This is a genomic window from Methanosarcina baikalica (assembly GCF_031461075.1).
Lineage (GTDB): Archaea > Halobacteriota > Methanosarcinia > Methanosarcinales > Methanosarcinaceae > Methanosarcina > Methanosarcina baikalica.
In genome coordinates this window covers 14,111-29,265 of sequence record NZ_JAVKPK010000019.1, presented here as the reverse complement: position 1 = coordinate 29,265, position 15,155 = coordinate 14,111, and the positions used below count along the sequence as shown (strand labels likewise).

Annotated in this window: 14 protein-coding genes; 4 read left to right on the top strand and 10 right to left on the bottom strand. The window is 40.9% G+C overall.

Annotation, left to right across the window (positions count from 1 at the left end; translation table 11 throughout):
- Window positions 1-189 precede the first annotated feature (189 nt).
- Window positions 190-729, bottom strand: a complete 540-nt coding sequence (locus tag RG963_RS06320) for a DUF2284 domain-containing protein (protein ID WP_310575430.1) — start codon at window positions 727-729, stop codon at window positions 190-192.
- 304 nt (window positions 730-1,033) lie between these two features.
- On the opposite strand from RG963_RS06320, the gene RG963_RS06315 reads away from it, so the two are divergent.
- Complete coding sequence (locus tag RG963_RS06315; protein WP_310575429.1) at window positions 1,034-2,227, top strand: M24 family metallopeptidase; 1,194 nt, start codon at window positions 1,034-1,036, stop codon at window positions 2,225-2,227.
- 81 nt (window positions 2,228-2,308) lie between these two features.
- Here RG963_RS06315 and RG963_RS06310 read toward each other — a convergent pair whose 3' ends face one another.
- From RG963_RS06310 to glnA, 6 genes are all read right to left on the bottom strand, one after another.
- Window positions 2,309-3,343: a Coenzyme F420 hydrogenase/dehydrogenase, beta subunit C-terminal domain gene (locus tag RG963_RS06310; RefSeq protein WP_310575428.1), complete on the bottom strand. Its 1,035-nt coding sequence runs from the start codon at window positions 3,341-3,343 to the stop codon at window positions 2,309-2,311.
- A 6-nt stretch (window positions 3,344-3,349) separates the two neighbouring features.
- Window positions 3,350-4,093: a GltB/FmdC/FwdC-like GXGXG domain-containing protein gene (locus tag RG963_RS06305; RefSeq protein ID WP_310575458.1), complete on the bottom strand. Its 744-nt coding sequence runs from the start codon at window positions 4,091-4,093 to the stop codon at window positions 3,350-3,352.
- A gap of 5 nt (window positions 4,094-4,098) precedes the next feature.
- Complete coding sequence (locus tag RG963_RS06300) at window positions 4,099-5,610, bottom strand: glutamate synthase-related protein (protein ID WP_310575427.1); 1,512 nt, start codon at window positions 5,608-5,610, stop codon at window positions 4,099-4,101.
- Window positions 5,607-6,659: a class II glutamine amidotransferase gene (locus RG963_RS06295; protein ID WP_310575426.1), complete on the bottom strand. Its 1,053-nt coding sequence runs from the start codon at window positions 6,657-6,659 to the stop codon at window positions 5,607-5,609. The genes RG963_RS06300 and RG963_RS06295 overlap by 4 nt, the downstream gene beginning before the upstream one ends.
- A gap of 369 nt (window positions 6,660-7,028) precedes the next feature.
- Entirely contained in the window at window positions 7,029-7,220 is a 192-nt protein-coding gene (locus RG963_RS06290) for a hypothetical protein (protein ID WP_310575425.1), read from the bottom strand.
- 199 nt (window positions 7,221-7,419) lie between these two features.
- A complete protein-coding gene (gene glnA, locus RG963_RS06285) occupies window positions 7,420-8,763 on the bottom strand; it encodes a type I glutamate--ammonia ligase (protein WP_310575424.1) in 1,344 nt (447 codons plus the stop codon).
- A 607-nt stretch (window positions 8,764-9,370) separates the two neighbouring features.
- On the opposite strand from glnA, the gene RG963_RS06280 reads away from it, so the two are divergent.
- A complete protein-coding gene (locus tag RG963_RS06280) occupies window positions 9,371-9,574 on the top strand; it encodes a TspO/MBR family protein (RefSeq protein ID WP_310575423.1) in 204 nt (67 codons plus the stop codon).
- Window positions 9,575-9,763: 189 nt separating this feature from the next.
- Here the strand turns inward: RG963_RS06280 and RG963_RS06275 are convergent, their stop codons facing one another.
- From RG963_RS06275 to RG963_RS06265, 3 genes are all read right to left on the bottom strand, one after another.
- Window positions 9,764-9,973: a DUF1059 domain-containing protein gene (locus RG963_RS06275; RefSeq protein ID WP_310575422.1), complete on the bottom strand. Its 210-nt coding sequence runs from the start codon at window positions 9,971-9,973 to the stop codon at window positions 9,764-9,766.
- 121 nt (window positions 9,974-10,094) lie between these two features.
- Window positions 10,095-10,403: an Hsp20/alpha crystallin family protein gene (locus RG963_RS06270; RefSeq protein ID WP_310575421.1), complete on the bottom strand. Its 309-nt coding sequence runs from the start codon at window positions 10,401-10,403 to the stop codon at window positions 10,095-10,097.
- A 43-nt stretch (window positions 10,404-10,446) separates the two neighbouring features.
- On the bottom strand, window positions 10,447-10,749 hold the full coding sequence (locus RG963_RS06265; protein ID WP_310575420.1) for an Hsp20/alpha crystallin family protein: 303 nt from the start codon (window positions 10,747-10,749) through the stop codon (window positions 10,447-10,449).
- Window positions 10,750-11,639: 890 nt separating this feature from the next.
- Between RG963_RS06265 and RG963_RS06260 the strand changes: the two genes are divergently transcribed.
- Entirely contained in the window at window positions 11,640-12,629 is a 990-nt protein-coding gene (locus RG963_RS06260) for an ATP-binding cassette domain-containing protein (RefSeq protein WP_310575419.1), read from the top strand.
- Entirely contained in the window at window positions 12,626-13,459 is an 834-nt protein-coding gene (locus RG963_RS06255) for an ABC transporter permease (protein WP_310575418.1), read from the top strand. Before RG963_RS06260 ends, RG963_RS06255 begins: the two co-directional genes overlap by 4 nt.
- Window positions 13,460-15,155: the final 1,696 nt, after the last annotated feature.

Below are 15,155 nucleotides of genomic sequence, written 5' to 3'. Positions count from 1 at the left end.
AGTTAATATAACTTCTGTCTTCACTAATTAAATTATAATATTGAGTATAGCAGCGAATATTTTTATAATTATTTCTGAAAGATCTTCAGAATCAGAAAGCCAAACTTTCGAATTAATTCGGTTCTTCTTCCTTATTCTCTCAATTATCTGAAACAAACTACACAATCACTAAATTATTTACAGGAATTTTCACTCAAGCAACAAAATGCCGATACATATGGTTTTCTCCGGCTTGCAGAATTCAAGCACAAGCCCTGCCTCTTCCATTGCCTTCTGGAGATTTATTCCCACAGCTTCAGGTGCAAAACGTCTCATTTCCGGCTTTACGCACATTTCAAGGTTACATATATCACATTCGTTGCAGGAGCCGGGCCTCAGAAGATGTGCAAAAGTAAAGCCTTCCCTGAAAGCTTCCTGCTCAAGCTCATACATCTTATGGAAAGAATCCTTCCGAATTTCTGTCCAGGCTTCAAGGACATCCTGTACTCTTGAAGTATCGCGTTCATCTAAAAGGAGAAGCGCACTGCTGTATTCCCCTAGAACTTTTCTAAACTCCTCAACTGACATAATATGAGGCGGACAGCTCAACCTTTTTCCATAGCTTTTGCAGCCGTAAGCGCATTTCAGAGCAATCCGGTTTTCAACCGGAATGTCTTTTACGCTCATAAAATAAGCCTTAAGCCCCATCTCTGAAGCCTTTTCAACAAGATCCTCGAATTTTCCAAGCATGATAAACCCTTTTCAAAAAGCCCTTTTCGTTTTACTTTTTGTTTTCTTTTAATTTGTCTCCTTTCTAATTATTATTTCCGTTTTGGAAAAAGAACTTAGGTGTGCACTACTCCGACAGTTACTTTTTATCTTTTTACGAGTTCGTTGTGAAAAATAATTGTTATGCACATCCACTATGCACGTCTACTATGAACATTTATTATGCACATCTATTATGTACATCTGCTCATAAGTTCTTAGTATATTCACTACTGTAGGTTACACTTCTATAATTGAGAACAGATAACTTAGTAAAGGGATCCGCATGACTAAGAAAGTACCTATAACTGAACTGAAAAACCGCATGAGAAGTTTTAGAAAACGGATGGACACCTCAAGTCCCGAATGGGAAATATCTGTTATCTTCAGCAAAATAAACCTTTATTATTTTACTGGCACTATGCAGGATGGAATATTGCTTATCCCTAAGAACGAAGAAGCAACTTTCTGGGTACGCCGCAGCTATGAAAGAGCTTTGGACGAATCCTTATTTTCCAATATAGAACCTATGAACAGTTTTCGTGATGCTGCAAAAAGTCTAAGCAAGCTTCCAGACACGGTATACCTTGAAACCGAGGTTGTTCCTCTAGCTCTGTACCAGAGGTTTCAAAAATACTTTCCTTTTAAGAATGTTAAATCCGTTGATACTCAAATTTCCGCTGTTAGAGCAGTAAAGAGCGAATATGAGCTCTTGCTGACAAGAGAAGCAGGCAGGATTCATCAGCATGTGCTGGAAGATCTTGTACCTGAAATGCTGCAGGAAGGAATGAATGAAACAGACCTTGCAACCGAACTGTTTTCGGTTATGGTCGAAGAAGGACATCACGGATTATGTCGCTTTGGAATGTTTGATACCGAGATGTTCCTGGGAAATGTCTGTTTCGGTGAAAGTTCCATTTATCCGTCTTATTTTAACGGACCTGGTGGAAACTACGGGATGAGCCCTGCAGTACCTCTAATCGGAAGCCGTGATAGGAAACTACGAAAAGGCGATCTGGTATTCATAGATGTAGGGTGCGGAGTTGAAGGTTACAATACGGATAAAACGACCACATATATGTTTGGTTCTTCACTTCCTCAATATGCCATAGATGCCCATAATAAATGTGTGGATATACAGAATGAGGCTGCCTCAACGTTAAAACCCGGTGCTATTCCCTCAGAAATTTACAATAGCATAATGAACAAGCTTGACTCGGAATTTCTGCAGAACTTTATGGGTTTTGGAAACCGTAAAGTGAAATTCCTCGGGCACGGGGTTGGCTTGTTAATCGATGAACTGCCTGTAATTGCAGAAGGATTTGATGAACCCCTACAGGAAGGAATGGTATTTGCCCTCGAACCTAAAAAAGGAATTGAAAACATCGGAATGGTAGGAATTGAAAATACCTTTATAGTAACTGCTGAAGGTGGAGAATGTATTACCGGCTACAACCCGGGTTTGATTCCTGTATTTTGATTTGGAAATCAGCACAATAAAATAAAAAAGTAAAAAAGATGGAGTTTGACGGCTCCATCTAAAACCCCTTTAAATTTAGATTTATTCCAGTTTTCTTTTAAGCTTTTTCTTTGCAAGCTTTTCGATTATCTCAAGGTTAACCTCGCCGCCGACGCTTAGTTTCTTATTGGCAACTGCACTGTCAAGGAGGTGCTGCCCTACTACAGTGCGGACGACAAGGGTGGTGTAGCCATCCGGGCTTCCGACCGAGCCGGCTGAGATGTCAGCCTTCAGGGCGGTAAAGTCCGTGCATACGCCACAGCCTGAGCGGACGGTGTCTTCTAGTTCGGTAAGGGGAATTATGTACTGTACCCCATCATTGAGGGTGATTTCCAGTTTACCCTTAACATCAATACGGCAAACTTTCATCGGTTCAAGTGCGTACTCACTTTTCAGTTTGCCTGCGATAAGTTTTTCGTAGTCGAAGTTTTCAGTACAGAAGAGCCCAACGACGAAGCGGATTGAATTTTTGTATGGGCGGACAAGCTGGTGGTCAGTCTCAAGCATTTTGCGGACTGCCTGGACTACACAGGGGACTCCGACAACTGCAATGTTCCTGTACTTCCGGTTTACAACCGCTTCTTTGAGGGAAGATACAAGAGGAACCCACCAGTTGTAACGGCTTCCGGCATGAGCAATAAGGGCCTCACTTCTGGTTATTACCATGGAGTGCGGCTTGAGGGTCCAGGGATCTTCCGTAACCGTAACAACAGCATCTACAAGGCCTGTATCCAGAGCGTTTGCAAGAATTGCCGTGACGGCCCCTCCGCTCTGTTTTCTCGGGATATCAAATTCGGCTTTTCCGGTAGTGATTTCCAGGTACTCTCCGAGCAGGCTTGAGGGCTGTTCGTCGAGTCTCGGACAAACCTCGTAACAGGCTCCGCAGGGCACACCGTCAACAGCGTCTTTACAGTAGTTATTGCTCTTTGGGTGTGTGGAATCGCCACCTGTTTCGAAGTACAGAGCATCAGCAGGGCAGACTGCAATGCAGGCCCCGCAGCCTGAGCAAAGGCCTTCGTCCCAGACTTGTGATTTGAGGTCAAGGTAATTTTTACTTATTGGTTTCTGTTCTGCCATGTCTGATCACTCCCAGACGTACTTGCTTGCGAAAGGTCGGCTACTTGCAGGTCCGATCCTCGTGTAGTTAGTGTCCAGAAATTCTGCAGGGTCATACCCGAACTGCTCGCAGAAGTTCTTTATAATCGGAGCTATGCGTTCGAGGTCACTCTCAGTAAACTTGAATTTCTTGGCTCCGACTCCAAGGAGATAATCATCGACTTCTCCGCGGACGATGATTTCTCCACCATGGATCCCACTTCCTATGCCCCTGTCTGTCATGGCTTTTTCCTTGCCTATACCCAGCACAAGCACAAGGCCACCTGCCATATACTCACCAAGGAAGGAATGGGCAGTGCCTCCCACAACAAGTATTGGCCTAGCTTCCACTTCATACTGTTTCATGTGGATGCCGCCCCGGTAGCCAATGTTATTCTTTACAAAGACTGTTCCTCCCCGCATACTGTGGGCAACTGCATCTCCTGCACTTCCATGAATAACAAGCATACCGCTGTCCATTGTATTTCCAGGAGCGTGTTCGGCATTCCCATGTACAATACAGGTCGGCCCGCTCATGAACATTCCCAGATCCCCTCCGGGAACTCCATTGATTATGATGCGGGCATTGCCTCTCAACCCATCCCCTATAAAGCGCTGTCCGAGCACGTTATCGAGGATTATTTCCTCTGCCCCGTCCGCAACTGCAGCCCTTATTTTCTGGTTTAGTGGGGTGTAGTGCATATCTCTGGCGTCAATTTTTACCGTCTTCATCTCCATCAGGCCCCCGCTGGCAATACGTCCAGGATTTCAAGCATCCCTTCATCCAGCATATATCCACGCAAGCGATCCCTGTTGCCGCGCAGGCTTTCTATACTGTTAATCCCTGCAGCACCCATGAGCTCACTCAGTTCAAGAGTCCAGCCCTTAATAAGGTTTGAAACCTGAACTGCTCCTTGTTCGGGGTCAAGCCTGCTCACAAGGTCAGGGCGCTGGGTAGCAATGCCCCAGGGGCAAAGGTTTCGGTAACAGTTACCGCAGACCCTGCAGCCCAGAGAGACTAGAGCTGCAGTTCCTATGTAGACTGCATCCGCTCCTAGCGCAATGGACTTTGCAAGGTCGGCACTACTCCTTATTCCACCACTTGCGATGATAGAGATCTCGTTCCTGACACCCTGGTCCCTGAGTTTCTGATCAACGCTTGAGATTGCGGCTTCGATGGGGATTCCCACATGATCCCTGAAGACCTTCGGGGCTGCTCCGGTCCCACCACGGAACCCATCTATGACCACTGCGTCTGCGGAGGAGCGGGCAATGCCTGCGGCAATGGAGGAAACATTGTGCACGGCTGCAATCTTCACGAATACTGGTTTTCTCCATTCGGTTGCTTCTTTCAGACTCCTGATAAGCTGGACAAGGTCTTCAATGCTATATATGTCATGGTGAGGGGCCGGGCTTATCGCATCGCTACCGAGAGGAATCATACGGGTCCTTGAGACCTCCTCGTTTACTTTTTCTCCAGGCAGATGTCCTCCTATACCTGGTTTTGCGCCCTGGCCGATTTTAATTTCAATGGCTGCACCTCTCTCCAGATAGTCAATGTTAACACCGAAGCGGCCTGAGGCGACCTGAACAATCATGTGATCCTGGTAAGGGTAGAGCGCTTTGTGCAAACCACCTTCTCCGGTCCCCATGTAAGTTCCTCTTTCAGCTGCAGCTTTTGCCATGCTGAGCTGGGAATTCAGGCTGATAGCTCCGAAGCTCATGTGCCCTATCATAATAGGAGTATCAAGCTTGAGGTTGGGAGCCAACTTTGTTTCCAGTTCTACGTCTCCACTTTCAGTCTTCCTGAATCTAAGTCTGGACGGTTTTTTCCCTATGTAGGTCCTCAGTTCCATAGGTTCTCTCAGGGGGTCAATACTCGGATTTGTAACCTGGCACGCGTCAAGAAGAAGGCGGTCATAGATAATCGGCAAATCCCTGGCATTTCCCATTCCTGAAAGGATTATTTTTCCACTACGAGCCTGGTTGATGATATCTTCTCTGACTTCTCTGGTCCAGACGGGGTGGGAACGGTAGTCCACAGGTTTCTCGGTAAGTGTGATCGCGTCCCTTGGGCACATGGCGACACAACGGAGGCAGGCTGTGCATTTCCTGGATTCTATTAGGATTTTATCGCCTTCTCTCCGGTATACGCCGTAGGAACAGTTTTCAATACAGCGTCCACAGTCCATACACTGGTCGCGGTCAATGCTGACCTTAAATTTTGGGGGTACACTTCCGAGCGTCATTCGATAAACCTCCCTATAATTGGTTCTCCTGCCCTGGGAGTGTATATATTCTGAACTTCGGGGTCAAGGGTCCTTATTGCAGCTTCTTCGCTGGAGATATAGAGACGGTTCCCATTCTCACCAACTACGAGGGGGCGCAGTTTAATCCTGTCAGTAAAGCCGACAATGCCATCATCCGTTCCGACTACAATTGCAAAGGGCCCGTTCATGAGGGCAGACCCATAGGTAAGGCGGATTGCCTTGTTCAGGTTTGCTTCTTTTGCAGGCATCCGGTCGATGTCATCCCAGAAAGGCGGAGCAAGAGCTCGGACAACCATTTCATGCGAAAGTTCATGCTGCCTTCCTAACAGGTCAAATAGATAGGCTACAACTTCAGTATCGGTAAGTGCGGTGCATTTGTATCCGTACCCTTCGACATAGCGCTGGTTTGTGCCGTATGAGGTAATTTCTCCGTTATGTACTACTGACCAGTTAAGCAGGTTGAAAGGATGAGCTCCTCCCCACCATCCCGGAGAATTTGTGGGATAGCGGTTGTGAGCGAGCCAGATGTATCCCTTGTAATTTTCAATCATGTAGAAGTTTGCCACATCTTCAGGCCAGCCGGAAGCTTTGAAAACGCCCATGTTCTTTCCGGAGGAAAAGATAGTAGCTCCTTTTACATTGGCGTTTACTTCCATGACTATATAAGTAACAACATCATTTTCAGAAGCCATTCTTCCTGCCATCAGATCCTCTGAGGGCTTGAAGAAGTATCTCCAGGGAGTGTGTACCTTTTTTATACCAGGCTGTGGAGTAGTCGGGATCTCTTCTTGATGAACGATCTTTCCCCACTGCTGGAGGAGTTCATCAACCTTCGTTTTTGATTCTGCCATGTTGTCAAAGAAAACATGAAGAGCATAATAATCTGCATAGTCAGGATATATCCCATATGCAGCATAACCTGCCCCGTCTCCACTGCCTCTTTCGTTCATGAGACTGAGGGCGGCTTTTATGCTCGACCCGTCCATTCTGGACTTAGTTCGGTCTATAAAGCCTATTATTCCACACATTTTGATCACTCGAGAATAAATAGAAATGAACCTAATGCAAAGTATGTTCGTTAATAATTTTCGGGTAATTTCTGCGGCTCATTTTTGAGAAATAGTTCAAAAAACTTGCCAGCTGAGAAACTGGGTTTCGGGGGTAATTTTTTATGAATCTTTATAATTTAAAGGATATTTAACTAAATTTGTCTCATTTAAATTATCTAAATAATGTGAGTAAGTAGCCACGCTTCCACATATGGTTTCATTTCTTCTGTATAGATTGAGAGGGTCACCACTAAGGGAAGTAAGTAATTTAGTACCTATTTGACAATATATATATGTTTCTTTTTTTGGATTAAAAGTCCTTGAAGTAATGTTGCAAAGCACGACGTTTTAACCCTCCAATGTTTCTTTTTTATCTGGAATTTTTCCCAAGCTGGAGTTTTCAATACTATATCCTGCTGTCATCTTCAGAGCGGCAGTGTCATTTTCCTGTAGAATACATTCCAGCTGCTTCTTAGATAAAAAAGTAACAATATTAAAACTGCAGATCTTATAGGAAAGCATTTTTATATTAATATTCATTTCAGGCTTTACTTTTCCAGAAGAAAATAAAAAAATTTAATAGAAATATTGCCTGTAAGGATATTCCTATTAGTTTCGTGCTTTTTTGAAGGTTATGCCACACCTGCCTGATAATATACGCATCCTGAAATAAACTTCCTGTTAAAATCTACCGCAACAGATTTTCCAGCGTATCCTGTTTCAGGAAATTTCCTTATGCTTACAGCATATGGAGATAGGTCGAAAGTTCCCAGGGATGAACCATTGCTTTGTATTCATTCCATTCCATGTCTTTGGCATAGAGATATTGATTGAAAACATGGTCCCCAAGCACTTCCTTTACGAATGTGCTGCCTCTCATCTCATTAGTTGCTTCTTTGAGGTCTGCAGGTAAGGAGCGAATGCCTCTTTCCTCGCGCTCTTTTTCAGTAAGATGGAAAATGTTCACGTTTGTAGGCTCTCCTGGTTCGATCTTATTTTTAATCCCATCAAGTCCAGATCTTAACATGAGAGCGAAGGCCAGATAGGGGTTACAGGCCGGATCCGGGCACCTAAGTTCAACCCTTGTTCCATTGCCACGGGTGGCAGGAATCCTGATCAAAGAACTTCTGTTCTTTGCGGACCATGTGATATAAACTGGAGCTTCATATCCGGGCACGATTCTCTTATAGGAGTTAACAACTGGGTTTGTAACAGCTGCAAATTCTCTGATATGTTTTAATAGCCCGCCAATATAGTACATTGCATCCTGTGAAAGCTGTGATGGAGTGTTCGGGTCATAGAACGCATTCTCCCCGCCCTTAAAGAGAGATTGGTTACTGTGCATTCCCGAGCCGTTTACGCCGAAGAGGGGCTTTGGCATAAATGAGGCATAGTATCCTTTGTGGTAAGCAATGGACTTGACAACATATTTGAAGGTTATAACATTGTCTGCCGTGCTAAGTACATCACCGAACCTGAAATCGATTTCATGCTGGGAGGGCGCAACTTCGTGATGAGAAGCCTCGATCTGGAACCCCATATGTTCAAGGGCATAGTCAATGTCCCTGCGAACGTCCTGGGCTCTGTCAAGGGGTGCAAAATCGAAGTATCCACCGTGGTCAGTAAGTTCTGTAGTAGGATTTCCGTTTGCGTCAAGTTTGAAGATAAAAAATTCCAGTTCCGGTCCTACATTCATCGAGAACCCCATTTTTTCGGCTTCTTTGATTGCACTCTTAAGAACATATCTGGGGTCTCCCTGGAATGGCTCTCCATCGGGAAGATACACATCTCCGAGAATTCTGGCTACTGCGCCCGTTGCAGGTCTCCAGGGAAGAATTCTGAAAGTAGACGGGTCAAGCACGAGTTTCATGTCAGACTCTTCAATTCCTGTAAAGCCCTGGATCGAAGATCCGTCAAACATTACACCGCTTTCGAAAGCTTCTTCCAGTTGTTCCACAGGAATTGCCCAGCTTTTGATGATTCCGAGTGTATCCGTAAACTGGGTCCGGATAAACTTCACGTCTCTCTCATTTACAGCCTCTATTACATCTTCTTTGGTTGTACACTTTTTCATCTGTACCATTTGAGTTCACCCTCGCTAGGCATTCGGTAGCCTATTACCGCCTTAGCAATATATATATGTTTCCCGTGCAATTCTTATACAAGATATTATTGAAGTCCCAATAGTTGCATTACCTTTAAAAATATCTGTATATTTCATCCCCACTTCATTGAATATATCTCTAATCTCATGTATATAAAGCTCATTTCTTAAGAATAGGTTCCTTAATGCGATTTAAATTTTAGCCCTTTGATCGAGCGCATTTGCAAAAAAGGTGTAAAAAACAGGATCAGAAGACTAAAGCTTTTTTAATTTGAGTGTAATAATGATTGAAATATATAATTTTTAGATATTATATGTTTCGCAGAGCAAATCTCCTCAAGCTTTTGGCCTGTGTGTTGCTCTGCCAGCTCGCAGGTGAATTGGTTCAGCATTTACGGCTTCATCTCTTGGTAACGGTATCTTTTGCTTGAAAAACCGGCTTTCAACCCCCATCATAGGTCTTTCTTCAGGTCTGGATTACGCTTTATACGCTGATGGGATTTTCCTTTACCTTTTTTGCCAAAAAGGGCTGGAACAACCGAAAATCAAAGGAGAACTGGTTATCTCGGCATTCAGTTAGGCCTTAATGCTTTGCGATCCTTTCTTTTTTGGGCAAAAATCTCCTTACTACGCTTTTGTTGAGATTATTTTGCTCTGGGTTGTAGTCTTTCTGACAATATTGAAGTTTAGGAAGATTTTGAAAATAGCTTCTGATCTGCTGTTACCTTACATCATATGGGTCAGCTTCGCTATGCTGCTTAACTACTATATCTGGATTCTGAACTCTTGACGAAGGGTTCTGAAATAATTATTGAATTTACAGCTACTCAAAACTAGCTTTCTATCTCAGCTATCTCTGAACTCATCATTCTTCAGAGGATATCCTCACTTAAGAAAAAAGACGTAAAAGGAAGTTTACCCTGAAAGTACCAGGGTAAATTTTCGTTTTTTAGGGTTGTATTATTCGTATTAAATATTATTAAAGGGCTCCGCAGCCGCAGCTTCTTCCCAGAAGGGTTGATACCCGATGCTTCAGATGATGAATATCATCTTCGGACATATTCTGAAGCTCTTCCCTATGATCTTTTTCTATATGATCAAACATGGCATTTTCAACTTCTTCCAGCTCGTTGCCAGCAGCCATAAAATTACACTTGAACCCTAGATCGCCGCATTTTATTATTTTCATAAGATTTCCTCTGTGTAAACAAATATCGCAGAAATGGTCGCCATCAATTAAATAAAATATAAATTAATAGAATATAAAACTAAGTTCTTCAGGATTTTTTTCCGATAAGTCTTTCTTTAAGTTAGTCAATCGGAATATTCCTTGCACATATAAAACATTCTTTGTAAGGCACTTTAATAGTAAGCATTCCTTTATCATTAACTGCAATAGCCTTTTGGGGATCCACGGGCCCGTCCAGAAAAAAGGAGCCCAGATATTCTACATTTTTACTGCATGCTTTCAGATAGAAGCTGTTTTCATGCATCACTAGTGTTATATTCTCATTTTCTACGTCAGGAAGTTCAACTTCTAGGGTAAGGTTTTCATGTTTATCATCGTGATACATCGCTAGTATCGGAGTTTTCAGTATTCTGGGTACAGCACTTTCCATAAAACTTTCCCCCTTAGAGAAGTTTGCCGTGCAATCTATTCCTTTAATCAATTTTCACGTCCACAGCTTTTTCAAAAGGCTGCTGGTAAGGCACTGTTACTTTAAGCACTCCATTTGAGTAATTAGCGACTGCTTTTTCCGGGCTTACCGGGCAGCAGACTGAGTAACTGTCTGCATATTCAACTCCTTCTTTGGTAGCTTTTACATAAAAGCCATTTTCGGTGATCTTAAAAGTAATATCTTTTTTTTCTACTCCTGGAAGAATTACCTCAATTTGCAGGTTTTCGTATTCATCGTCAGGATATACACTGATAACCGGTGATAGTCTCAAAGTATCCGCCATCATATTCCCCCAAATAACATCACCTGTTAACGTATTTATACGTATCTTACCCGCATACTTGAATATTTTGTGAGTTGTAGACTGCGTTTATTATAGTTTCAGGTTTAGTCGAATTCTTTTGAAATAAGGTTATTTGTGAGGGATTTCTAAGATCAAGCACTCTGCTTTGAATTCTTCTGATTTGGATTCATGTGATCTTTGCCTGAGAAGAGAATCATTCAAAGTTCTTTAGAACTTTGGAATACTTTTATTTAAATTCCGTTTTCAGATATCTTTCCAGTATATGGGTCGCAGATTACAAACTATTGAAATCAAAAAGGATTGAAGCGAAATGTAATTTGAAAATAAGAAATATGCATGAATAGGATAACAGTAATTATTTAGGTTGACGATTGTCCTTTATATTGTATAAATTTATTAACAGAATACAACAATAAACTTGAATCTTCAGTTATATATGATAAGAATTGGATTTCTAATAAAAAAGGATGTTCATTTTGAGACTTCTCCTTTAATATAAAGTTATCATTTTAATATTTATTATACTTTCTAATTAGAATATAATACAGAAGGTAATTTTTTAATAAAAAGCAAAAGGGCGAAGTTATTGAAGATGTATTTCAAAAGACATGACAGAAATAAGCAATATATTGGACATTTCAAAAGTATCTAAAACGGAAAACAAAGGGCCTCTGAGAGGTTAGTTTAGAAGCATTATTTCCTATTTGTATAAACCTTACGGTGCATAACTACTTGTGTAAACTATCAAGATATTTATTCAAACTTAATAGTTGCAATAAATTACTTATTAAATCCACACTCACTCAAGATTGGGGGTCTAATATGAGTGATAAAGTGAGCCGATATGATAGAGGGAAGGGGTTGATTTACGAATGACCGGAAACGTCATAGAAGTAAATAATCTTGAGTATGCATATGGATCTGTAAAAGCTGTTGACGATATCAGTTTTACTGTGAAACAAGGGGAGATTTTCTCATTTCTTGGCCCAAATGGAGCGGGCAAGAGTACCGTGATTAATATTCTCACGACACTCCGGAAAATCCAGAAAGGCGAAGCTAGAGTTAACGGGTATGATGTCGCCAAGGAATCAAAATCCGTAAGAAGATCAATAGGCATCGTTTTTCAGATGCTTTGCCTTGATCATGAAATGACCGTATCTGAGAACCTTGAATATCATGGAAAAATCTATTCGATGCCTAAAAAAGAAAGGAAAGAACGTATCGAAGAACTCTTAAAATTGACCGAGCTGGAAGGCAAGAGGAATACCCTGGGAAAAGAACTGAGCGGTGGCATGAAAAGAAGGCTTGAGCTTGCCAGAGGACTGATGACAAAACCCGCAGTCCTCTTCCTTGATGAGCCAACTGTAGGTTTTGATATCCAGACGAGAATGAGAATGTGGGAATATCTTAGAGAAATTAAGAGAGAAGGCACTACGATATTCCTGACAACACACTATATGGAAGAAGCAGATCAGTTGAGCGACAGAATAAGCATAATCGACCATGGAAAAATAATCGTAACCGGAAGTGCGGAGGAATTAAAGGATAAACTTGGTAAAGATCTTATTTATCTGGAAACCAGTAACAATAAGATTGCTGCAGAGATTTTAAGGTCACTCAACTCTGTAAAAACCGTAACAGAAGATACAAAGTCCCTGAGAGTCATGATAGGGGAAAATGTTACGCATGTACTTCCTCAAATTATGGAGAAAATACGGGAGGAAGGGATAGATATCACAACTGTAAATATTAAAAAGCCTTCTATGGATGATGTTTTTGTTCATTACACAGGACATGGGTTAAGGGAAGGAGATACAAAGGAGAAATATGAAGGAATAGAAACGGAGGGTGTTTCTGAATGAACTTCGAGTTTCGTGCCATATACTGGAGAGAGATGCTTAAATTCTTCAGATTCAAATCATTACTAATCAGTTCACTGATTCAGCCTGTGATGTGGCTGGCGTTCTTTGGGCTTGCGATGTCAGATAGCTTTGACCAACTGACTTCACTTATTCCAAACATATCCGGTGTTCCTATAGTAGATTACCTTTCCTATATGGGTGCAGGAATAATTGCGATGGATGTGCTGTTCACCAGCCTATTTGGGGGCACTACCCTTATGTTTGACAAAAAATTCAGCCTTTTGAAGGAGACTCTCGCAAGTCCTGTTCCGAGATCTCATATAATTCTCGGTATCGGACTTGCCGGTGTGACTAAAGCTTTTATTCAAACATTCATAATAATAGGATTCGGCAAATTTATAGGAATGGACTTCTTTAAGGGATACACCCTTAATGAAACCTTTATCGCAGTCACAGGCATCATGTTACTGGTGGCAATTTTTTCTTTAGGCTTCCTTTTCCTGTCAGGCTCTATTGCAATCACCATTGAAAATCCGGAAGGAATGCAGTCTATTTTCAGCCTGTTTAGCATGCCCCTTCTCTTCGTAAGTAATGCCCTTTATCCTATTGATGCCTTTCCTGCTGTCCTCAAGTTTCTCTCGATGTTTAACCCGCTGACCCTTCTGGCAAATGGAATTCGTTATTTTGCTTTAGGGCAGAATTTCTCTGCGATGGGAAATCACTATATTTATACTACAGCTGATATAGGTATCTCTTTCCTGGGCCTCATTTTCTTTGCCCTTGCAATGCTATCTGCTGCTATGTGGAGGTTTAATAAGGTGAATATATAAGTAAATCTTTCTATGTTCATAACTATTCAGCCTATTAAAAATCAGTTGTCTGATCTCGATTAGACGTGATGAATACGTCTGATTATTAACTGACGAAAAAATAAAAAAAGCAGTCAAGAGCCAGCAATTAAGGGAAACGAATTCAGAAAATATGTACATTGAACCTTATGAAAAATGGCTATTGAGGTTGTTTGTCCCAGGCTGAATAGTTAAAAATTTTACTTATTTCCTCTCTGTTTTTATATCTGAAAATTATGAAATTGCCTGTAAAAAAGGCAATTTTTATTATCAGTGGCCTTATGTGGTTTCATAAATCCCGATGATAAAATTTTAGAAAAACACCTCAAATGCATATGATTGACTTTTTTAACTTTAAATAATTTCGGTTTTTTATTGGAGCTTACTCTTAAACAATACAATTAAAACTATATAATTAATATTGTGTCTTTGTAGAAATCCTCTCTAAATTTGAATTTCAGGTTATTTAAACTCCGAAGTTTAAAGCTGTAATTTATAATGGAACACCAAAATCCTTTTACTCATCTCAAACGAAAAGTATCAAACGAAAAGATAAACCCCTGAAAGCACCTGCACCCCTGAAGAAAGGAAGCCAGGATACAGCGGAGTCTAGATTGTCTATTTATTGCAAGGATTACAGGGTAGAGAGTAAATGAAATGCGAATATTTACATTCGAAGCAGCAGTTAAAAATTGTAAGAGAGTTATAAAATTCAGAATTTCTCCAGAGTCAAAATAATCTCATTTCGTGAACGATGATTTTTCTATGGGAATCCTGGAACATATCTTTCTTCACGTGAATCGAATACTGGAAGAATCGCTCAGACAAGAAGTTAACAAATGAAAATTATCTTGCAAAAGATTGTACATGGGAAGGCATTTCTCTCTAGTATTGTCTCTAGACCAGCAGGTCCATAGAGGTAGCTCATTTCTACCTGGTGGGAACATGATATCTATCAGAAATGTCCGATGAATTTTAAAAGAAGGATTATGACTTAAAGAAAAGAGGAAGACCAATAAAGGAAGATATGGATGAATTTAAGAAGAATGTAGTATAAAAGTTATTTAGCTGGGTAAAGTCATGCAGAAGTATTTCTAAGATATAAAATCAAAGAAATATCATATCTGGGAGTTGTACTGTTAGTAGTATAATGAGATTAAATCAAGTTTTGAGATGAGCTCATCTTGAAGTTTTCAGGCAGCTTCTATAGAGTTTCCCTGTTCAGTGAGAATAACAATTTGCATAAAAGCTCGTATTATCCTGTTGCCTGATTGACGAATAGAGACATTTTGTTCCGTGTAAGCGAAACAATTTAAGGATTCTCAATAATACTTGTTAAACAGTGAAGATGAAATTCTGACACAAAGTCGGAAGGTAGGAATCCTTCTCATTTTAAAAATTTAAACTCTTCTCATCTTAAAAGTTTAAACCATTTTCATCTCAATAATTTGAACCCTTTTCTCCATTCTATAATTCCTTTACTGTTTTGTCAAGAGTTTCCAAAAAATTTTAATTATTCCGCCGAAATAAATCTCCTTATTAAATTATCAAGTACATAAGAAGAACTGGCATATACAAAGGATCTATATTCTGTCTGAAGATTTATGCCTGTTCTTAATTTCTGTGAGTAGCTTGTCTACAAATAATTCGAATACAATTCGCTAAAAATATGTGATAC